Here is a 20,750-nt window from a genome sequence, read left to right on the forward strand (position 1 = left end):
GTGTGCTTAGCAAGGCATAATTTTTGATGATGCCGTTTTCCCACAGAGCCAGTTTTGTGCAACCAAAATTCGGTAAACTAAAGCTGGCGCGTGATAGGATTGTTTTTTTTTGAGAAACGGTTAAGTAAGTATCGGAGTGGTAGAACGAATGTACAATCAAGGTGCTGTTGAGGGTGCTGCCAACACAGAATTAGGTAGCCGCGTCTTCGTTTACGAAGTGGTGGGTCTGCGTCAGAACGAAGAAACTAATCAAACAAACTACCCAATTCGCCAAAGTGGCAGTGTGTTCATCAGAGTGCCTTACAACCGCATGAATCAAGAAATGCGACGTATCACTCGCTTAGGCGGCAAAATTGTTAGCATCCAGCCCATTAATGCTCTAGAGCAAGTCAATGGTAAAGCCACACCTGTAAGTGCTAACAGTGAAGTGAAAGGCTTCGCTAAATCACAAGCTGAACAACAGCCCGAGAACAAGGACAAAAAAGGCAACACCATGACTCAAGCGAAAGCCAAAAAAGACGCCCACGGTGACGTTCCTGTCAACACTTATCGCCCTAATGCTCCATTTATTGGTAAGTGTATATCAAATGAGCCATTAGTCAAAGAAGACGGGATTGGTATTGTTCAACACATCAAATTTGACCTGACTGGCAGCAATTTGAAGTATATAGAAGGTCAAAGTATTGGTATTATCCCGCCAGGTGTGGACAAGAACGGCAAGCCTGAAAAACTCAGACTCTACTCGATCGCTTCAACTCGTCATGGCGATGATGTAGATGATAAAACTGTATCACTGTGCGTCCGTCAATTAGAGTATAAGCACCCAGAAAGCGGCGAAACAGTCTACGGTGTTTGCTCTACCCACCTGTGTTTCCTCGAACCTGGGGCAGACGTAAAAATTACAGGCCCTGTGGGTAAAGAAATGTTATTACCCCAAGACCCTGATGCCAAAGTCATTATGATGGCAACTGGTACAGGTATTGCCCCAATGCGGGCTTATCTGTGGCGGATGTTTAAAGATAACGAAAGAGCCGCTAACCCAGAATACCAATTTAAGGGGTTTTCTTGGTTGATATTTGGCGTACCTACAACTCCCAATATTCTATATAAGGAAGAACTGGAAGAAATTCAGCAGAAATATCCTGATAACTTCCGCCTCACCTACGCCATCAGCCGCGAACAGAAAAACCCCCAAGGTGGTAGGATGTACATCCAAGACCGTGTAGCAGAACATGCAGACGAACTGTGGAAATTGATCAAACAAGAAAAAACCCACACCTACATTTGCGGTTTACGCGGTATGGAAGATGGCATTGATGCAGCATTGACAGCTGCTGCTGCCAAGGAAGGGGTAACTTGGAGTGATTACCAAAAAGAACTCAAGAAAGCTGGCCGTTGGCATGTAGAAACATACTAAATTGGTCATTGGTCATTGGTTGTTGAACAAATGACAAAGGACAACTGACAAAAGATAATTAGTAGGTAGGGCAAACGCTCTACCTACAATTGTTATTGGTGAAATTGGGTGCAAAAGTTGTGGGTGTAAAGCTGGGAATATTAGGATTAGGAACTGTCGGGACAGGTACGGTACAACTATTACAGGATCAAGTTGGACGCCACCCGTTATTAAAGGAAATAGAAGTCCATCGGGTGGGAGTGCGATCGCTTGATAAACCCCGTGCTGTAGAATTATCTCATGGTGTCATCACTACAGATTTAACTGCTATTGTCAATGACCCAGAGATAGATATAGTTGTGGAAGTAATGGGAGGATTAGAACCAGCGCGATCGCTAATTCTGCAAGCCATTGCAGCTGGTAAGCATATAGTAACTGCTAATAAAGCAGCGATCGCTCGTTTTGGACATGAGATTTTCACAGCCGCCAATCAAGCCGGGGTGTATGTGATGCTAGAAGCCGCCGTTGGTGGCGGTATTCCCGTAATTCAACCCCTGAAACAGTCATTAAGTGTGAATCGCATTCACACCGTTACTGGCATCGTTAACGGTACAACTAACTACATCCTCACACGGATGCAAACAGAAGGTAGTAACTTCGATGATGTGTTGGCTGATGCCCAACGCTTGGGTTATGCAGAGGCTGACCCCACCGCCGACGTTGATGGTTTCGACGCAGCAGATAAAATTGCCATCCTCGCCTCCTTGGGTTTTGGTGGACGCATCCACTTACAAGATGTCTATTGTGAAGGAATTAGGCAAGTCAGCAAAACAGATATTGCCTATGCCGAAAAACTGGGATTTGTGATTAAATTATTAGCGATCGCTAAACAACACACTCCCTCAGAAGAGGACACGGGGACACAGGGACGCGGGGACGCGGAGAATGTCACCACGTCCCCGCGTCTCCCCATCTTTGCGTCTCCTCCATCCCCCCTCTCCGTTCGAGTCCATCCCACCCTTGTCCCACAAGCACATCCCCTAGCCAGCATTAACGGCGTTTATAATGCCATCCTGGTTGAAGGGGAACCCATCGGACAAGTAATGTTTTTTGGCCCTGGTGCTGGTGCTGGTGCAACCGCCAGTGCTGTATCATCGGATATCTTGAGTTTAGTTGCTGCCCTCAAAACCAATACAGCAATTCCAAATCCCCTATTAGCCTGTGGACATCAAGATTATTGTCAAATTGCGCCAATGGCAGAACTCGTCACTCGGTTTTATGCTCGTTTCCTGACAAAAGACCAACCCGGAGTCATCGGTAAACTGGGTACTTGTTTCGGTAACTATGGCGTTAGCTTAGAGTCAATTGTTCAAACTGGCTTTCAAAGAGAATTGGCAGAAATTGTAGTTGTCACCCATGATGTCAAAGAAGGCAACTTTCGCCAAGCCCTAGCAGAAATTCAGACTTTGGAAGCAATAGATAGTATTCCTAGCTTGCTGCGGGTACTGTGAATCAGGGACTTACAATTAAATAATTCGTAATGACGCTCCTTCGGACGCTCGTACCTCGCTCTAAGCGAAGCTATGCCGTAGGCTTTACGCTACCGCTGCGCTAACGTAATTCGTAATTCGTAATTAAGTTTTGTAATGGGGATTTCACCCCAACACAAAACTTGTCGGTTACAGAACCGGGGGACTTAAACCCACGGAACTTGTTAAAAAAAAATCTTATCGCTTTTATGGCAGGGGGCAGGGGAGGAAAAATCGTTTTGATGGGCGTGAAATTGGATAATTTAATTTTTGGAATTCCCTAACCCAATCCATTTTGCATACAAGTAGTAATAATGGTTCAAACCGTAGGAATTACTAAAGCAATTACTAACTTGAACGAAGCACACGAAAAGTTCAAGCTTAGTCAAACTGCTGACCAAGAATTTTTTACAGAATGGTTTGAGGATTTACCCAAACTTACCACTAGTGAAAAAGAATCACTCAATAAGCTAAAAAATCGCTATTTATATTACGCAAGCGATGGTGCAATCACTGAAGGCACAGTTAACGTGATTATCTTGTCTCCCCTACTGGAATTGATGGGGCTATGCGATCCTCCTTTTAAAATTCGTAGTGAGCAATTGGTAAAAGTTGAAATTGATACTAAAGGCGATGAAGAGACTGTATTAGAAGGCTTTATTGATACTTTAGTGGTGCAAAATCGACTTTGGATAGTATTAATTGAATCGAAACGTTATGGTTTTAGTGTCATGCAGGCTTTGCCACAAACGTTGGCCTATATGATGTCGAACCCTAACAGAGAAATACCTGTTTTTGGGATGATAACGACTGGGGAAGATTATGTTTTTGTCAAGTTAAACCAGCAGATGCGTCAGTATGCTTTATCAAATAAATTTACTCTTTCCAACCCTCAAAAAAACGAGCTTTACGAAGTGATGCAAGTGATGAAGCAAATTGTAACTATTCTTAGGTAAGAAGAACTAGGAATTGGGGATTGAGTAATAAAAATGCATCACAGCTAAAAACTCTGTTACATAACTCAATATTAGTAAAATTTTTTCTCAAAACTAGTGGTATAAAATAGTCACTTATGGCTCAATTTTGTTGAAGTACTAACATTACTACTACCAGGGTGACTACGATGACAAATATACTACCTCCCGATCCTGAGTCATCTCCAAAAACTCCCCTTGGGTTTGATGAATTTATAGCCATTTTAGTCGCCTTTGGAGCGATCGCAGCGATTCTGTTTTGGTCTTTTTCTCGTAGAGATTCTAGCTGGAACTTCAACGGACTAATCTCGCCTTCTCCCAGCACTCAATCAAATCAACCTTCCTCGCCTGCCGCTCAGGCAAGACCAAATTCAACTTCTAACTTCAACGCTTTGCCGTCGCCTGTACCAACAACTGTTATTGAACCCAAAACGACTTTACCTCCAGGCGAGAGAGTTTATCCTTCCTCAGTTTTGCCATCCCCTAACGTAGTTGCAACTCAATTACCCCAAGAACAAAAGTTCATATCTTCCTTAGGTGGTTGGAAGTCATCTATTACATCATTAGCTTTACCCCCAGTCACACCCGCAAAGGAGAAGTCAACCATTCCACCACCAATTGCATTTAACGATGTGCCTGATAATTTTTGGGGTCGGCGCTTTATCAATGTTCTTTCTTCCCGTGGTATCCTCAAGGGATTTCCCGATTATTCTTTTAGGCCAAATCAGTCCGTAAACCGTGCCGAATTTGCCGCCATCCTAGAAAAAGCCTTTAGTCCAGAATTGCGTCAGCCCAGAATCACATTTAAAGATGTACCTACCAAATTCTGGGCAACTCCAGCTATTAACCAAGCCATTAGTAACAAATTTTTAAAAGGCTATCCCGATAAAACATTTAAACCAGGACAAAAAATTTCGCGAGTACAAGTATTAGTGGCTTTAACCAGTGGGTTAAATCTTAAAGAACCATCTACCCCAGCTCAAGTTTTAAGTATCTACAAAGACGCGAAAGATATTCCTCAATACGCCGTTGGCAAAATAGCCGCAGCTACAACTAACGGTCTTGTAGTTAATTATCCAGACCAGCAAGCCCTAGCTCCAAATAGACCAGCTAGTCGTGCCGAAGTCGCAGCAATGATTCATCAAGCTTTGGTAAAACTAGGAAAATTAGAGGCAATTCCGTCTCAAAACATCGTGCGTCAGCCTAGCTCACCAGCCAAAAGTTCGCCTCCACAAGCTACAAGATGAGAGGTTTATCAGTACTGAGTTCTGAGTTACGAGTAAGAATACTGTACTGAGTACTCAGCACTGAATAAGGTCAACACCTGCGCTTAATTCAAAATTTCAAGTTCAAAAATGATTTTATTTTTAATTTTGAATTGAAGCATGGACGCTACAGACACTTGCTTTTATGGTGAGAACTCCTAAAAGTTCTGCTCAAACAAAGCTGCATAAGCGTCCATAGACTTCTGTTTGTAAAGTAGTGTCCTCTACAGAATCGCTTGCGGCAGGGTATTAACCATCAAAAATTAAGCTTCTGGAATTTTGCCAACAACTTGTGATTTGAGGGTAGTAATTTCACTAGTTAACTCCTTCCTAGTTGAAGCTTTGAGTAAATAGCGGTAAACAAACCAGGCGGAGTAACCAATACCAATCAACTCAAAAGTGGGTGCTATCAAGGGGATATCATTCAAAGCATCCAATATGGCCAAAAGTATCTTAACTGCGACAATTGCACCCACAATCAAACCAACTGAAACCAAGGGCTGCTTATATTGATTAAAGAAGGTTCCCAGGTATTCGGGCAATGTCGCTAAAAAGCCAGAAACTTGTTCGCCGTATTTCAGCCATTGCTCTTGAGACTGTCCGGCAGGCTGGAGTTTAGTAATGGTTCCTGTTTGGTTGTTAATCTCTGGCATCGTTGCCTCGGTTGACTTGGTTTGTGTGAATTCCGGTTCTTGCATTTTCACTTCCATAATTTGACAGTTGAGTTTCTCTTATCGGGACAATTACAACCAGAAGGCTGTTGATTAGTTAACGCACGAGTGCATCAGTACAACTAGGTTGGGGAAAAGGTTTTAGTGTCCTATAACCATAATTGCCCCGTTATCTCTACTGCATCAACTACAAGGTAGACAGTCAGTAGGAGGATAAAATTCAGAAAGTGGCAGAATGTATTAAAATCAGCCTTCTGAGTTCTGGTTTGTTAATCAACTGGAATCCTCAGGTTGTGATTATCTCATGCTGTGTCAGTTGCTCATAATCGTACTCATCGAAGTACAAATCATGCAAAAAACAGTCCACTCTCATTTATACAAGCCTAGACGCCGATTTGATCTGATATTAAAGCTATCTTAAGCCGCGTTCGTCAATTGACCCATGAGGATTGATATTAATACTTAACAAAAGTTTTTATATATTTACATATTTAAGCTTAAATTTTTTTATGATACAATCCACAAACTTATTGGTCAATAAGAGTTCTAAGTCCTCAGCATAAAATACTAGTCTCTAGTCTCTCTGGTGCTGAGGGATGAAATTTTTGTGGGACTGCCTAAAGTTTGCCAATATCTATCAGGGGTTGTAAACTCATCCTGAGTAAGCAAATTTCAACTCTATTTGGTTTTTTCCTGATTTTATTAGTTTTATCAAGAAGCAATAGGCTAGGGTAATAGTATGCCCAATCGTAACCACTCACTGTAATTAATTGCAAGCTGAGAAAATTACCAAGGATAAATACTCTATAAGAGTTTCTCTATTTGAGAAAATTATTTGTTACTAAAAAAGTGAATTGTGTTCCCTCTTAGCAAAATATTATTGCCAAGATTACCATCAAAATCGCTCAAATTTAGTATTTGCTGTGCCAATTATCTCCAGACAGTAATTTGTTATTGTCATAAAAGAAGATAATGTAGATGATCATCACCGATTGAAGTGACGACATCGGCTAGACTGATTTGATGATTTTTGTGGGCAGGCCAGGAAATTTGAGGAATGACGACTCAAAAGATAACCCCTATCGACAGCAGTTCACAAAGCAAAAAAGTGTCAGCGGAAGAGCTATCGACAGACGAACTCCCAACCATAGAATTTCCCTCGCGAGGGAAGCTTAAAGCTAGTTCTTGGCGTATCCATCAAAAAATTGGCTATGGGTATTTTGTCGCAATTGGCATTGGCTTTTTCGGCTCACTTACTGGATTAGTGATAGCCAACTATTATCGAGGCAGGGAAATTAGACAATTTAATCAAGCCTATGAGCAAGGGCAACTACTCGCTAACTATAAAGACGCGGTAATAGGGGCACAATTATACAGCTCTAAATTAGTTGCAGTCTTAGAGGATTCACCAAGACTTTTAAGTACAAAAACTGAATTTATTAAGAGTGTTGATAAAGCTAAGAAATTAGAGCAAGAAATTGCCAAGTTTATTGACAGCAAGCCGCGAAAATTAGCAGCAACTAGCTCCACTTTACAAACTTTGTTACAGGATTACGCCACTAATTTAAAATCTTATGTTAACCAAATAGAGTATACATTACAGCAGATTGACTCTCAGCAAGTGCAGCCACAGCAAATTTCTTTAGTCAGAGAGGAACTGCTGAAAATTATGCGTGGTCAAACAGCCATGCGGCTAGACCAACTTTCACAAAAATTAACTAACATCCTGCAAACTGCTGATGAGCAAGAACAGCAAAGACAGAAAGATGTTGAGCAGGCCAAAGGAGTTGAAAGATTAATTGTGATGGTGAGTATGCTGGTATCAGTGGCGATCGCCGCTATTATAGCGTGGCGTACCAGTCGAGCGATCGCCGAGCCAGTCATTACTGTCACCCAAGTAGCTGAACAGGTAGCAAGGAAATCTAATTTTGATTTGCGAGCGCCGGTGATTACGGAAGATGAAATTGGATTATTAGCCAAATCTCTAAATCGATTGATTGAGAGAGTATCTGAGCGAACAAAAGAACTCCAACAAGCTAAAGAATTAGCTGAAGCTGCCAGCAAAGCCAAAAGCATATTTCTCGCCAATGTCAGTCATGAACTGCGTACACCTTTAAACGCCGTGATTGGCTTAAGCCAGCTTCTACAAGATGATGCAGCCGATTTGGATTTATCAGGAGACTTTATCACAGACTTAGAAACAATCAACTCAGCAGGCAAGCATCTACTCAACTTGATTAACGATATCCTCGACTTATCAAAAATTGAAGCGGGGAAAATGACGCTTTATCCCGAAACTTTTGAGATTGCCACGTTGATCAATAATGTTGTGCAGACAGTCAAGCCATCTATAGAAAAAAATGCCAACATCCTAGACGTAAATTGCGATCAACAACCTGGTACTATGTATGCCGATCAAACTAGGATGCGGCAAGTATTGTTAAACTTACTCAGTAACGCCGCCAAATTCACTACAAATGGCAAGGTGACGCTGACAGTCACAAGTCAAAAGGAAGAATTGCTACCCGAAGCTCCTTTTGGCAGTATCACCTTCACTGTCACCGATACGGGTATTGGTATGACCCAAACTCAACAACAGCAATTATTTCAACCCTTTACCCAAGGCGATACCTCAACTACGAAAAAGTATGGCGGTACAGGACTGGGATTAGCCATTAGTCGCCACTTTTGCCAAATGATGGGTGGTGAAATCATTGTCAAAAGTCAGCCAGGAGTTGGTTCTACTTTTATTGTTCACTTGCCAATCACTGTCCAAGAATAAGAAATTAGGCATTACGCCCGACCTAAAAGGGCTTGGTTATGGTATTCTAGTTTTATATTGCCATTTTTGTGGCGGGATGTAGCGCAGCTTGGTAGCGCACTTCGTTCGGGACGAAGGGGCCGCTGGTTCGAATCCAGTCATCCCGATTTTTGAAAAATCTGCAACGCGCTACAGGAGATTTGCCAATCATTGGGCGATTGGTGAGTCAGCGCTGTCTTGGGGGTCTAGAATCCCCGTCTCTTGAGAGCGGAGCGGGGAGTGTCAATCTTGTGAATCTATTGGCAAACCCACTTCCATAAGGGATGAGTAGGGCCTTGCTGACGTATGCGACAAACTTGTTTTTCTAGACGTTGTTTTTCCTGCTGTGGTAGTCCAAGTAGGATATTTCGACTTTGCCAAACTAAAATAGCAGCAGTCATCCCAATACAAAACGCTAAACCCAGCGCAGACAATGGATGGTACAAAAGTCCATATCTTACAGCTACCCAAGTAAAGTATTGTTGCCACAAAGCAAACTCTGCACGTAAATCCCACAAGCAAATAGGCGCAATAGTAAGCCATAAAAAGCCAACAAATAGCCACCTACCATACACTGTCAGCTGATGTAGCCTTTGCACTTGTCGATCAAACAATGGGTCTGTGATTAAAGCTTGTTCTTCAGGTTTATCCATAGGCGGTGGGGGGGATGTAGTTCGACTTCTCCTGTTGGAGACGCTACGCGTAGCAAGCCAACCGGGGATGAGGGAGACGCGAGGACAGGGAGATGCGGGGACGCGGAGAATAACCAATGACAAATCACCAATGACTAATTCCCAGTTGATGTATCAATTGATTCAGTATTAGCTATGATCTGGGATTGACTGTTGCGTTCTCGCCACAAAGTTAGAAGAGTACTGGCGATGAAAATGCTGGAATAAGCTCCCGCTATAAAGCCAATGATTAGAGCTAGAGCAAAGTTTTTCAGGGTTTCGCCGCCAAATAGAAAGATAGCAAACAGTGGTAACATCGTGGTGAAAGTCGTGTTGATTGACCTTCCTAATGTTTGGTTTACCGCGTCGTCCACGATTTCAGCAATTGGCCGGTTGGGATTAATTTTGAGGGTTTCACGAATGCGATCGTAAATTACCACAGTATCGTTGACCGAGAAACCTGTAATTGTCAGCAAGGCAACGATGAAAAGGCTATCTACTTCAATGCCTAGTACTAAACCCAATATTGAGAAAATTCCGGCGGTAATTAAGACATCATGAAATAGAGCCACGATCGCAAATACTGCATAGTCTAATTGAAATCGGAAGCTCAAGTATATAACGATACCTGTGAAAGAAACAATTAGAGCAATGACACCAGAGGTAAACAATTCTTTTCCTAGAGTTGGGCCAACCCTGTCAAGTTGATTTTTTTGCTCGTCAAAGGTGCCAACTTTTTCGCTTAAGGCACTCTGCAATTTGCTGCGTTGTTCAAGACCTAAATCTTTTGCTCGAATTAGTATCCCATTTTCTGCACCTGTGTCTTTGTCAGCAACAAGTTGGATACCACTGTCACCGAGTCCTTGTGCTTTAGCGACTTCTCGAACGACATTAATATCAATTGGCTGGTTGCAATTACCTGGTTTGTTACAATCGCGTTCTAACTGCAATCGTGTACCACCAACAAAATCTAAACTAGGGCGTAGGGGTGCTTTGATGCTTGGATCTTGCCAAGAAATCACCATAGAGATGATACCAGCCAGGATGACGGCAGAAGAAATAACCCACCAAAGCGATCGCGATTTATTAATACTCAGTTTCATTTGGCTACCTCTGCCTGATTAGATGCTGGCAGGTTTGGACAGAAAAGTTCTGGTTTCCGCAGTGCCGGAATTGTAATTGCCAAGAACATCAAGGTGCGACTACAGGTGATTGCTGTAAACATACTCACTGCTACCCCCAAACCTAAAGTTAAGGCAAAACCTTTAACTAAACCAGCTCCCAGAAAGAATAGTGCGGCACAGGCAATTACTGTGGTGACGTTGCCATCTAAAATACTGGAAAAAGCGCGGTAAAAACCAGATTCTACCGAACGATACAGCGATTTGCCTGCTTGTAATTCTTCTCGCGTCCGCTCAAAAATCAGGACATTCGCGTCTACCGCCATCCCAATACTGAGGATAAAACCGGCAATTCCTGGCAAGGTCAAAGTTACATTGAATAAAGCAAATGTTGCCCAGGTCAACAGAGCGTAGATGATCAATGCCACATCCGCAATCAATCCTGGCAGCCTATAATAAACCACCATAAATATTAATACTAGAATCAAGCCACTAATGCCAGCGTAAATACTGCTAGTAATACTATCTTTTCCTAAAGTTGCGCCAACAGTGCGGATTTCGGCAATTTCTACTGGTACTGGTAATGCACCGCCACGTAGTTTTACAGCTAAGTCGTTGGATTCTTGTGCTGTAAACTGACCTTGAATGATCGCACCACCACCCGTAATCCCGGTGGCAGCATGTTCTGGGCCGACAGTGGGGTAGCTAATTAGCTCATTATCCAGAAAAATCCCAATGCTGCGTCCTGTGCCTGCAAGATTTTTCGTCAATTCTGCGAACAGTTCGCCACCCTTTTGATCGAAGCGAAGGGCAACATTCCAATTACTACCTTGGGAGGGTTCACCGTAAGCATCCTTGAGGTATTTGCCATCTAATGGGGGGTTAGTGGTTTCAAATAAACCCGCGATCGCTTGGTTAAGTTTATTTAACTCTTCTTGATTTTTAGCAATCGCTGCTTGATCTTTTTTCTTCTTTGCTTCTTCCTGCTTTGCTTTCAGTTCTGGTTTGGTCGATATTTCTAAATCAAAAAGTTGTCTTTCCGTACCAGGCTTTTGCGTGCGGAATTCTAACTGCGCTGTACCTCCCAGCACACGCTCAGCTTGCTCTGGATCGTTGACTCCTGGTAACTGTACCAAGATTTTATCCGGGCGGACTGTATCAATCAATGGTTCTGAAACGCCCAGAGCATTTATTCGACCTTCTACAACTTTCTTAACACCTTCCAATTCTCGCTCGGTGATTTGCGGAATTTCCGCCGATGGTTTCACCTGAATTGTAAGTTGTGAACCTCCCCTCAAGTCCAGTCCCAAGGGTACAGGAATAGTGATAATTGCCGCAACAGCCGCAATTATTAGGAAAAAAATCAAGACCAATAGCGATCGCTGTCTTTGCATACCATAACTCGCAACTGACAAAGGCTATAATAGCGCTCTTTTATGGAGTTATGGGAGTGGGGACGCGGGGACGCGGGGACGTGGAGACGCGGGGACGCGGGGACACGGGGACGCGGAGAAAATTTCTCCCTCATCTCCCTCATCCCCCTCATCCCCCTAGCCTCTAGCTAAACCCGCGCGGCCATCATTTTTTCTACGGCTTCGACAATTTGCTCTGGTTGGACGATTGTTAATCGTTCTAGGTTGCCGTTGTAGGGTGTGGGGATATCTTGGGAGGATAGACGCAGTACTGGCGCATCCAATTCGTCAAATAGGCGATCGTTAATTGAAGCGATGACTTCTGCCCCAATACCCGCAGTTCGCATGGATTCTTCGACGACGATGACGCGATGGGTTTTGCGTACAGATGCGCCGATTGTATCAAAATCTAAAGGTTTGAGCGATATTAAATCGATGACTTCTGGGTCGTAACCTTTCTTTTCTAAAGTTTTTACTGCTTGCGTCACGTGATGCCGCATCCGTGAATAAGTGATAATTGTGACATCTTTACCGCGACGTACAACTTCTGCTTTATCCAAGGGTAAGAGATATTCTCCTTCTGGGAGATCTTCTTTTAAGTTGTATAGTAAGACGTGTTCAAAGAATAAGACTGGGTTATCATCACGGATGGCTGACTTGAGCAATCCTTTGGCGTTTCTAGGTGTTGAACAAGCAACAATCTTCAACCCTGGCACTGCTTGAAAGTAGGTTTCTAATCGCTGAGAATGTTCTGCACCTAGCTGACGCCCTACTCCTCCAGGGCCACGAATTACCATCGGAATTTTAAAGTTACCGCCAGAAGTGTAGCGCAACATGCCGGCGTTGTTGGATATCTGGTTAAAAGCCAACAGTAAAAAGCCCATGTTCATGCCTTCAATGATCGGACGCAACCCAGTCATTGCTGCTCCTACCGCCATGCCTGTAAAGCTGTTTTCTGCGATGGGGGTATCTAGAACTCTCAGTTCGCCATACTTTTGGTAAAGGTCTTTGGTAACTTTGTAGGAACCGCCATAGTGTCCTACGTCTTCACCAAGAACGAATACACTGGAGTCGCGTGCCATTTCTTCATCAATGGCTTCCCGCAAAGCGTTAAAAAATAATGTTTCTGCCATTTAGACCTTTTAGTACAGTTATTGTTTTAGAATCCTATCGTGCCGATGAAGGCAAATACCGTGAGCGATCGCACCAGTTAGAAATTGGGTTGTTTAAACTAACCGCTCAAAGCATAGAGGGAAAAAAAGTAAAAAGACTCTTCCTTTTTCCTGATTATTTCTGCTTCTTTGTTGCTGTCAATTTGCTGTTTTGCCGCTAGAGAGGGAATATTTACCGAGTTAACTATATCAAAGTTGTTCCCCAAACCAAAAATTACCGTAGATATCCCCTACTTCATAGTATTGGTAATTTGTCAAACAAATAAGCCAACTTGGCCAATTTTTGTCCGCAGGAATATAGCGGTAATTCATGAATTACCACTACAGAGGAATCAGGTTTTTGGTGGGGGTAAAAAGTGGGAGGATGCACTTCGACTTCTCCTGTCGCAGACGCTACGCGTAGCTTGCTACCGCGTAGCCGAAACGGTAGTTGAATCTCGACTTCGCTCGATTACCGCGTAGCCGAAACTCACCAACCGAAAGATGAGGGAGAAATTTTCTCCGCGTCCCGGTGTCCCCGTGTCCTATTCCCCATTACCCCTAATCCCCACTCACTCCGGGAGCGGGAGCCCCGAGTTCCCCATTCTCTCACTTAATTACGAATTACGTTAGCGCAGCGTTAGCGAGGTACGAGCGTCCGAAGGAGCGTTATTACGAATTACGAATTACGAATTACGAATTATTTAATCGGTTGTAGCTTTGTCACTTTCAGTTTGAAACCACCAACACCAGTTTCTCCAAAAGATCTGACACGGACTATATAAGTTCCGGTTTCGTTAATCCGAGTAAACAGTAGAGAATTGCTGCTACCATCGGGGCCATCGTCATTTTCTGCTAATGTTGAGCCATCGGGTGCTAGCAAGGTGATGATGCTGTCAAAACTGTCAGATGATAAATCAACTGCTAGGTTATCGCCTTTCTGCAATTTAACTGTATAGTCACGAGCAAATCCACCTTGGCCTGTGGGAATGTCTTTTTCTGAAAGTGTGTCTGACAACTCAGCGGTGTTAGCTAAAGGTATTGGACTATACAACTTATTTTGAGCGAAAGCGGCTTTTGTACTGATGCCGATCGCTAGCAACATGGCAGGAACAATGATGAATGGTTTCAAACCCACTGTAAAAGCTTTATTCATAACATTTAAAGTAGTGTTTCTCCAAAAATAGTCTACGTTTGGTCAGCTATAAAATTACTCGATAGAATTTACCGATTAACCTTTTATTTGTCTTTTACGGTAGTGGCGACAGCTGCTAATCCTAAAACTACTATTCCACACTGGCTAAGTGTTTGCACAGCAGACTTGGCGGTAGCACCAGTAGTATAAATGTCGTCTACTAAAAGTACAGGCAGATGTGAGAGGCGACGGCGAAATTCTTGCCCTACAGCAAAAGCTTCAACTAAGTTTCCTTCTCGCTCAGATACTGATAAACCAAACTGCGCTTTAGTTTCTCGCACCCTTTCTAAAGCATTTAGTTTCAATCTTAACCCAGTTGTTTCACAGAAGCTTTTGGCGATTAACGCAGCTTGATTATATTTTCGTTGCTTTTGCTTATTGGCGTGGAGTGGTATGGGAACTACCACGGCTTGATGATCGCCAATTGGCGAGTTTAATAACCAAGTTTCGCCTAACCATTGACCCAAAGGACGCGCGATTTGGGGTTGATTTTCGTATTTCATCGCGGCGATCGCTCGTTTTAAGGGCCCTCCATAAACCCCCCAGCCAAACACTGGTATTGGCTCTTGCCAGAGAAAATTATGGTTTTTGAGATGACAGTTTTGTAGCTGTTTAGTACAATTTTGACAAAATTCACTAGATGTGCTTCTTTGACACAGAGGGCAATGAGATTGGAGAAACAGATTGAGTAAACCTTTGATATTTTGAGTCCAAGGGTGCATTTGTTATTGCATCAACATTACTAATGGCGTCAGCTATTAATTATCAGTTAGCCTTTGGTAATTGGTTATTTTCTAATTTTGAATTTTGAATTTTTTGTTATTGGTCATTTGTCATTTGTCTACTAGGTACTAACCACTTAAAATAAACGCGATCGCATCGTGTTGTTTCTATTCCTGTTGTTGGGTTGTAGCCGTTGGTTTCATATAGTTTGACGGCTTCGGCTAAAACGCTGGCGGTTTCAATCCAAATTTGCTGAAAACCACGAGAAGCGATCGCTATTTCTAGCTGTTGTAACAAATATTTCCCCATTCCCACACCCCGCACGCTTGGCAAAAGGTACATTTTGCGGATTTCTACTGCTTTTTCGCCACGATGTATGGGGTAGTATGCTCCCGTACCTACGATTTGGCTTTGGTATTCAATCACCCAAAACTCACCGCCAGTAGTTAAGTAATATGCTTCTACTTGCAGGACATCTTTGTCTGCATCATCTGGTTCCCAACTTAGACCGTATTCTGATAATACAGTACGGATAACTTCCGCAGCTTTGTGGCGATCGCGTTCTTGCCAATCACGAATTAAAAAATCTCGATAATGATTTTTCATTCAACAAAAAATATTATTTCTTCATCAGGATGTTGCTTTGCTGCCTGAATGGGGTGAGTTTAGTAAAGTTTCAAATATTTAGATCACAAACTGTTAATTTAATATGCCTAAGTTGCTGTATATTTCAATTAAATTCCCGTCGGGATCGCGAAAGTGAGCTGTACGAATCCCCCAATCTGGACGATCTACAGGTGAGGTGACAACTGTCGCACCGTGATCTTTTACTTGCTGATAAACCTCATCTACGTTATCGACTGCAAAAATTAGAGCAATTCTGTCTTGATTGGCAACATATGAAGGCTGTACGACTCTGGGGACGACTTCAGCCATTAATTCCATTTTGAACAAACCCAGTTTGACATATCCAGTATTAAACTCAGCGTACCCACTATTTTCATCGCCCCAATCGACATCAAATCTGAGTAAATCTCGGTAGAACAGAAAAGTATCTTTGAAGTTGGAAACAAGCAGTCTTGTATGTGTTAACTGAAGCTTCATAATCTCTGGCGTTAGTCTACTAACTATGGATTCTTGGTTCTGGGTGCAAAGTCGCTAGTAACTCACTTTCGACAATTGCCAATTCATCGAGTCGTTGCATGACAATTTCTCGGTCAAAGTAAGTAGCAGCTAGAACCCAGTATATACCGTAGTGCCGCGCTTCTGATGCCATTAAGCCACGATAAAATTTTGCTAATTGTGGTTCAGGACAGTAATTAGCTAATAGTCCCAGGCGTTCGTGGCTACGAGCTTCTATTAAACCAGTAACTAGCAAAGAATCTAAAAATTTATGGGGTTCTTGAGGACGAACTTGAGCTTTTAAGCCTGCACCGTAGGGTGGTGGTGGTAGGGGTGCAAGGGGGATATTGCGGCGTTCTAGCCATTGGTTAACTAGTTCAAAGTGTTCTAGTTCTTCGATCGCGATCGCTGTTAACTCTCGCACCATTTTAGTATTGGATGGGTAGCGAAACATAAAGTTTAAAGCTACACCTGCTGCTTTACGTTCACAGTGAGAGTGGTCGAGTAAGATGATATCTAGGTTAGCGATCGCTTGTTTTACCCAAGCTTCACTAGTGGGTTGTTTGAGGGCGTTGATAGTTGGTAATCCAGAAGTAATCACAGAGTCACAAAACTCCATAAATTTTTATTTTGCTGAGTATCCCAGCAAATTGATCTTATATGCGACGTCAAATTTTGCGCCTATCGCGGGGAGAACTTGGCAGGTTATGCAGGGGAAAACGTGGTATTGCGATTCGGCAGGTTGGCAAAGAGATTAGTAATCGTTCGATTTTAGCAGAGGTACGCGATCGCCCGATGGGAAAAGTTTCGGTTTAATTCCCCTCCTTCTCAGCAGCAGTAGGAAGCATTGGCTGTTGTAGTGGGGGTTGATATCGATAGGTTAATGCAGATATTATGGCTAGACTCTCATTGTAAGTATTCTTTAGCCCACTCTTGAACTTTGTGCTGATATTGCTTGCTGACTTCACTCATATACTTTGCAGCTACTTTCCGCATATTGTTTTTATTAGGATCTGACTTAACAAAATCTGCAATGTCACCATTACATTTAATAAATAACTCTATTGCTGCTGTTAACTCAAGGTCATCTGTGGTACACAATTCATAATGTAAGTGGCCTACTGTAGGTATAGGGAAATTAGTATCTTCTACTTTACTCACCTCAATTCCCATATTACTAAAGCAGCATTCATTAAAGCCAACTAAGTTTATGGTATCGAGATGTCCTTTTCTCAACAGGATTCCTAAAGAAATTTTCTCTAAGTCTTCAGAACATGAAGGTAGCCATAAGGAAGGAAAACCTTTTCCCTCCTTAATATCTCTTAGGTATCGATTCGCGTGTTCTGGAGATGGAATTGCCTTTTGCTGCTTACCAGCTTTCCACGTTGCAAGGCTTTTCACACTTCTGTAGTAACGTAATTCACTCACACCTTATATAGCAATCCTAAATTACATAGAACCTAATGATACATTTATACTAACTGAAGTTCTTTATTAATCACCAAGAATTTGATTTTTCTAAGCTGCATGAGTGTATGCCCTGTTCGGATCTCAAATAGGATTGCTATAGTGACTCCAAAAATTCACGTACAAATGTACTTTCTTCATTTTTAAGCAAATTCTTTGCTTCTGCAAGTATTTCTTCAGCAATAGGAACTTCACCTAGAGCAAAACTAATTGCTTCTAAAGCAGCATATCTTACTTCGTCTGCTGGATGCGCTAAAAGCACACTGATTATGTAAGCTGCATCTTGAGATAATCGCTCATTTTCTAAAAGAGGACTCATAAGCCTTGCCACAGCTAGAAGTTGGAAAACACTTAAACATCTAACTAGTTGCTTGAGAATATTTACGTCTTCTTTGGAAAGTGCAAGATGACCTTCCAAGAGTTCATCTCGAATCTCTTCTACTCTATTCTCAAACTCAGAAATATCTAAATCAGAGAATAAATACAACGATGTATTATATTTCCATACTTTGGCTTCTAGCCTATGTCTTTGAACTTGTTGGCTTGCTCGAATTATTTTGTAGTGTTCATTACTACTACCACTGCTAGAAGTTGTACTCAAAAACTGATTTTTATCTATAGCAAGTAACTTACTCATTTGAAAAGATCCTCTGTTTTATCAGTAATGCTCTTAAAAAATATTTCGTCTCTAAAGCGTCGCAAATTTAATTCAAAAATTTTATTGATTTTATCATCATTATGGTGAAGATTTACTTGTTGAAAAACATCTATATCAAATATTAAAGGAATCGCTTTTTCACCCTTTTCATTTTCGGTTACTTGACCGATTGTTTGATTAATAATTCCTCTTGAGGGTTGATATTCTGGATGGACTACAATTATTTGCATAAAATAGCCTTCCATTATTACCGATAAATTACTCGATATTTCTGGTAATGTTTTTACGTAATTTTTTAGCTCTATAGTTCCTGTTGCAGGTATCATAATTTGGTTGACATACCGTAGAGCAAGACGGACTACTTCTGTAGGAGATGTAATTTGAGCATACTTTTGCCATAACTTATATGCCTCTCCATAAAAGCTTTCCCAATTCTCATAGGGCTTCAACCTACTGAATGTAAAGCCATTTAGCCTAGCTTGAATAATTCTTTTTTGGTCATTAGAAATAAAAATATATCCTTCAGGCTTATTAGATACTGAAAAAAATTGAGAGTTGATTTCATCCGAATTCTCTAAGTCAAATTCAAAACCCCCTTGAAGTGCCATTCTCTTTTGAATATTTGGAAAAGAGTCTTTAATATTTTCATGAAACTTCAAAAGTTCTTCATGATTAAAATTATCATGAAGATTGACTGTTATATCAACAATGGCTTCGGTGATGGGTGGGTTAAGGAATCTCATTTTTCATTTATTTAGAAACCAGTTAAGGCTTATAACTAAAATTTAGTATCTATAACCTTAGTCTACAAGACTTTAAGGCTCTTGTCCGTATCAAAACCATAACGATATAAGACCTTTAAAGGCCGTGACTTTTACCAATTACCCAATGACGGCGGAAAAAACGAGCTAAAGCGGACTCTTCTAATGATAGATAAATTGGGCGTCCGTGGGGACAAGTGCGGGGGTTACGTGTGCGTTGCCATTGATCTAAAAGCGTTTGCATTTCTTGGAGGTTCATGGGTGTACCATTACGAATGGCACTACGACAGGCGACAGCTACTTGAGCTGTTTGTAAGTCGCCTCCCCAACTGAGTTCTAAAATTGCTTCTGCACAGTCGTCTCGCTGCTGCAACAGTGCAGGGACTGTACGCGCGGCCCAAAGTTGTTCTCCAAAGGGTTCGATGTCTAAACCGATGCGTTGCAGTTGTGATACTTGCGCTGGCGATAATTGATAGAGAATGATCGAGGGTTCAATAGAGATCAGCTGCCAATTATCGCATAATTGCTCGTATAACACTCGTTCATGGGCAATGTGTTGTTCTACTAACCACATTCCGCCTGAATGTTCTGCGACTATATAAGTGTTGCTAACTTGAGCTACAGCTTTTAATGAGTGCTGAGTATCGCTGTGTTCATGGGAATTTTTCGGATTAAAGTTATAACCGCCTTTGCCTTCTGCGGCTTGAAGTAATTTACTGACTCGTGTGATATGAGTAGTTTCTTTGAGACTGGCTGAGTTGATGCGGAATGCTTGATCGATCGCTTGGGTAATTTGTTCTTGCCAATAACTGAGTTCGTTGAGATAAATTTCGGTTTTGGCGGGGTTGCGGTTCCAGTTGATGTAGTCGGGGGAAATGGCCAGATGCAGAAAACAAACCGGATAGCGATCGCGTGGTAATGTTTTATGAAATGCACAAAGAATAGTTTGCTCTAGTTCTGGAGATTTCACCATTCTGCCGTTGATGGCTACTCGTACCCAATCTGGACGATGGCGATGACAGCGATCTGGTAATCCGATGACTAAGTTTAGTGTTGAGTTATGGGCTTGGGGTAATTCTACTGTCACCTCTTGTAAATCACCCTGTCGCACCTGTGGGAGAATTTGTGGTAAAAGTTGTCCCACTGTCGCAGCCGGACAGATGGTGAACCATTCGCGGTCATTTTGCCAAACTTGCCAGGTAACATGGGGATGACAAAGGGCAATTTGTTGGATTGTTCCTTGTACAGCCTTCATTTGCTGTGCTAATGTTGGCAATCCCTGACGACGAGATGAGCAAGCAAATAAATTAGAAACTGTTACCACCGTACCAGGAGCGATCGCAGCTGCTTCTACTAATACAGCTTTGCCATCATCACCATAAACAACTCGCCATCCTAACTTTCCATTTATTGGACGACTCAAAATTTCCAAATCTGCCAGCATCGTCAAACTGTGCAAAGCTTCACCACGAAACCCCAGACTGTTAATTTTCCATAAATCAGCGCTAGAGCGAATTTTACTGGTACTGTGGGCTGTGGCAGCTTGTTGCAAATCATCTAAGTTCATCCCACAGCCATTATCTGTCACACGAACTCGCCACTGCTGCGGCCACAGAGAAACTACAATTCTCGTTGCACCTGCATCAAGGGAGTTTTCAATCAATTCCCTGACTACAGAGGCCAATGAGTCAATTACCTCTCCAGCAGTAATGAGATATACAACTTCTGTTGGTAAAGCTTGAATAGTAGATGCCATAAATCATATTTTACAGCAGATAAGGGACTGGGGATTGGGGATTGGGGATTGGGGATTGGGGATTGGGGATTGGGGACT

21 protein-coding genes and 1 tRNA gene are annotated in these 20,750 nt (G+C 42.2%); 8 read left to right on the forward strand and 14 right to left on the reverse strand.

Features of this window, described 5'->3' with window-relative positions:
- Positions 1–148: 148 nt before the first annotated feature.
- From cpcD/petH to AC5JMF_RS12040, 4 genes are all read left to right on the forward strand, one after another.
- Positions 149–1,417, forward strand: coding sequence for a bifunctional rod-capping linker CpcD/ferredoxin--NADP reductase PetH (gene cpcD/petH / locus AC5JMF_RS12025; RefSeq protein ID WP_495795947.1), 1,269 nt, complete (start codon positions 149–151; stop codon positions 1,415–1,417).
- Positions 1,418–1,536: 119 nt separating this feature from the next.
- Positions 1,537–2,907 carry a homoserine dehydrogenase gene (locus tag AC5JMF_RS12030; protein ID WP_495795965.1) on the forward strand — a complete coding sequence of 457 codons (1,371 nt, stop codon included), beginning with the start codon at positions 1,537–1,539 and terminating at the stop codon, positions 2,905–2,907.
- 332 nt (positions 2,908–3,239) lie between these two features.
- On the forward strand, positions 3,240–3,881 hold the full coding sequence (locus AC5JMF_RS12035) for a type I restriction endonuclease subunit R (RefSeq protein WP_495795948.1): 642 nt from the start codon (positions 3,240–3,242) through the stop codon (positions 3,879–3,881).
- 167 nt (positions 3,882–4,048) lie between these two features.
- The gene (locus tag AC5JMF_RS12040) at positions 4,049–5,146 is read left to right on the forward strand and encodes an S-layer homology domain-containing protein (protein WP_495795949.1); all 1,098 of its coding nucleotides are present in this window, start codon (positions 4,049–4,051) and stop codon (positions 5,144–5,146) included.
- Between the two features lie 281 nt (positions 5,147–5,427).
- Here the strand turns inward: AC5JMF_RS12040 and AC5JMF_RS12045 are convergent, their stop codons facing one another.
- Complete coding sequence (locus tag AC5JMF_RS12045; protein ID WP_495795950.1) at positions 5,428–5,874, reverse strand: CAAD domain-containing protein; 447 nt, start codon at positions 5,872–5,874, stop codon at positions 5,428–5,430.
- A 1,018-nt stretch (positions 5,875–6,892) separates the two neighbouring features.
- On the opposite strand from AC5JMF_RS12045, the gene AC5JMF_RS12050 reads away from it, so the two are divergent.
- Entirely contained in the window at positions 6,893–8,617 is a 1,725-nt protein-coding gene (locus AC5JMF_RS12050) for a sensor histidine kinase (protein WP_495795951.1), read from the forward strand.
- A 72-nt stretch (positions 8,618–8,689) separates the two neighbouring features.
- Positions 8,690–8,763, forward strand: a tRNA-Pro gene (locus AC5JMF_RS12055).
- A 129-nt stretch (positions 8,764–8,892) separates the two neighbouring features.
- Here the strand turns inward: AC5JMF_RS12055 and AC5JMF_RS12060 are convergent.
- The 4 genes from AC5JMF_RS12060 to AC5JMF_RS12075 all read right to left on the reverse strand — a co-directional run bounded on the left by AC5JMF_RS12060 (position 8,893) and on the right by AC5JMF_RS12075 (position 12,972).
- Positions 8,893–9,288 (reverse strand): hypothetical protein, encoded by a 396-nt coding sequence (locus tag AC5JMF_RS12060; RefSeq protein WP_495795952.1) that lies wholly within the window; start codon positions 9,286–9,288, stop codon positions 8,893–8,895.
- 134 nt (positions 9,289–9,422) lie between these two features.
- On the reverse strand, positions 9,423–10,409 hold the full coding sequence (gene secF / locus AC5JMF_RS12065) for a protein translocase subunit SecF (protein WP_495795953.1): 987 nt from the start codon (positions 10,407–10,409) through the stop codon (positions 9,423–9,425).
- On the reverse strand, positions 10,406–11,821 hold the full coding sequence (secD, locus tag AC5JMF_RS12070) for a protein translocase subunit SecD (protein WP_495795966.1): 1,416 nt from the start codon (positions 11,819–11,821) through the stop codon (positions 10,406–10,408). The genes secF and secD overlap by 4 nt, the downstream gene beginning before the upstream one ends.
- 167 nt (positions 11,822–11,988) lie before the next feature.
- On the reverse strand, positions 11,989–12,972 hold the full coding sequence (locus tag AC5JMF_RS12075; RefSeq protein ID WP_495795954.1) for an alpha-ketoacid dehydrogenase subunit beta: 984 nt from the start codon (positions 12,970–12,972) through the stop codon (positions 11,989–11,991).
- On the opposite strand from AC5JMF_RS12075, the gene AC5JMF_RS12080 reads away from it, so the two are divergent.
- On the forward strand, positions 12,960–13,172 hold the full coding sequence (locus AC5JMF_RS12080; protein WP_495795955.1) for a hypothetical protein: 213 nt from the start codon (positions 12,960–12,962) through the stop codon (positions 13,170–13,172). The genes AC5JMF_RS12075 and AC5JMF_RS12080 overlap by 13 nt on opposite strands.
- 518 nt (positions 13,173–13,690) lie before the next feature.
- On the opposite strand, the gene AC5JMF_RS12085 is transcribed toward AC5JMF_RS12080, so the two are convergent.
- From AC5JMF_RS12085 to AC5JMF_RS12105, 5 genes are all read right to left on the reverse strand, one after another.
- Entirely contained in the window at positions 13,691–14,146 is a 456-nt protein-coding gene (locus tag AC5JMF_RS12085; RefSeq protein ID WP_495795956.1) for a PPC domain-containing protein, read from the reverse strand.
- Positions 14,147–14,229: 83 nt separating this feature from the next.
- Positions 14,230–14,907, reverse strand: coding sequence for a ComF family protein (locus AC5JMF_RS12090; protein WP_495795957.1), 678 nt, complete (start codon positions 14,905–14,907; stop codon positions 14,230–14,232).
- A gap of 97 nt (positions 14,908–15,004) precedes the next feature.
- Positions 15,005–15,514 (reverse strand): GNAT family N-acetyltransferase, encoded by a 510-nt coding sequence (locus AC5JMF_RS12095; RefSeq protein ID WP_495795958.1) that lies wholly within the window; start codon positions 15,512–15,514, stop codon positions 15,005–15,007.
- 93 nt (positions 15,515–15,607) lie between these two features.
- Positions 15,608–16,012 (reverse strand): VOC family protein, encoded by a 405-nt coding sequence (locus AC5JMF_RS12100; RefSeq protein ID WP_495795959.1) that lies wholly within the window; start codon positions 16,010–16,012, stop codon positions 15,608–15,610.
- 19 nt (positions 16,013–16,031) lie between these two features.
- Complete coding sequence (locus AC5JMF_RS12105) at positions 16,032–16,631, reverse strand: MiaE family protein (protein WP_495795967.1); 600 nt, start codon at positions 16,629–16,631, stop codon at positions 16,032–16,034.
- 59 nt (positions 16,632–16,690) lie between these two features.
- Here AC5JMF_RS12105 and AC5JMF_RS12110 point away from each other — a divergent pair, with 59 nt between their 5' ends.
- The gene (locus AC5JMF_RS12110) at positions 16,691–16,846 is read left to right on the forward strand and encodes a hypothetical protein (RefSeq protein WP_495795960.1); all 156 of its coding nucleotides are present in this window, start codon (positions 16,691–16,693) and stop codon (positions 16,844–16,846) included.
- A 90-nt stretch (positions 16,847–16,936) separates the two neighbouring features.
- On the opposite strand, the gene AC5JMF_RS12115 is transcribed toward AC5JMF_RS12110, so the two are convergent.
- The 4 genes from AC5JMF_RS12115 to mutL form a co-directional block, all read right to left on the reverse strand.
- A complete protein-coding gene (locus AC5JMF_RS12115) occupies positions 16,937–17,431 on the reverse strand; it encodes a hypothetical protein (RefSeq protein WP_495795961.1) in 495 nt (164 codons plus the stop codon).
- Between the two features lie 163 nt (positions 17,432–17,594).
- Entirely contained in the window at positions 17,595–18,134 is a 540-nt protein-coding gene (locus AC5JMF_RS12120; RefSeq protein ID WP_495795962.1) for a hypothetical protein, read from the reverse strand.
- A complete protein-coding gene (locus AC5JMF_RS12125; protein ID WP_495795963.1) occupies positions 18,131–18,898 on the reverse strand; it encodes a TIGR04255 family protein in 768 nt (255 codons plus the stop codon). The genes AC5JMF_RS12120 and AC5JMF_RS12125 overlap by 4 nt, the downstream gene beginning before the upstream one ends.
- A gap of 115 nt (positions 18,899–19,013) precedes the next feature.
- Positions 19,014–20,672 carry a DNA mismatch repair endonuclease MutL gene (gene mutL / locus AC5JMF_RS12130; RefSeq protein ID WP_495795964.1) on the reverse strand — a complete coding sequence of 553 codons (1,659 nt, stop codon included), beginning with the start codon at positions 20,670–20,672 and terminating at the stop codon, positions 19,014–19,016.
- Positions 20,673–20,750: the final 78 nt, after the last annotated feature.

The organism is Desmonostoc vinosum (genome assembly GCF_059505385.1).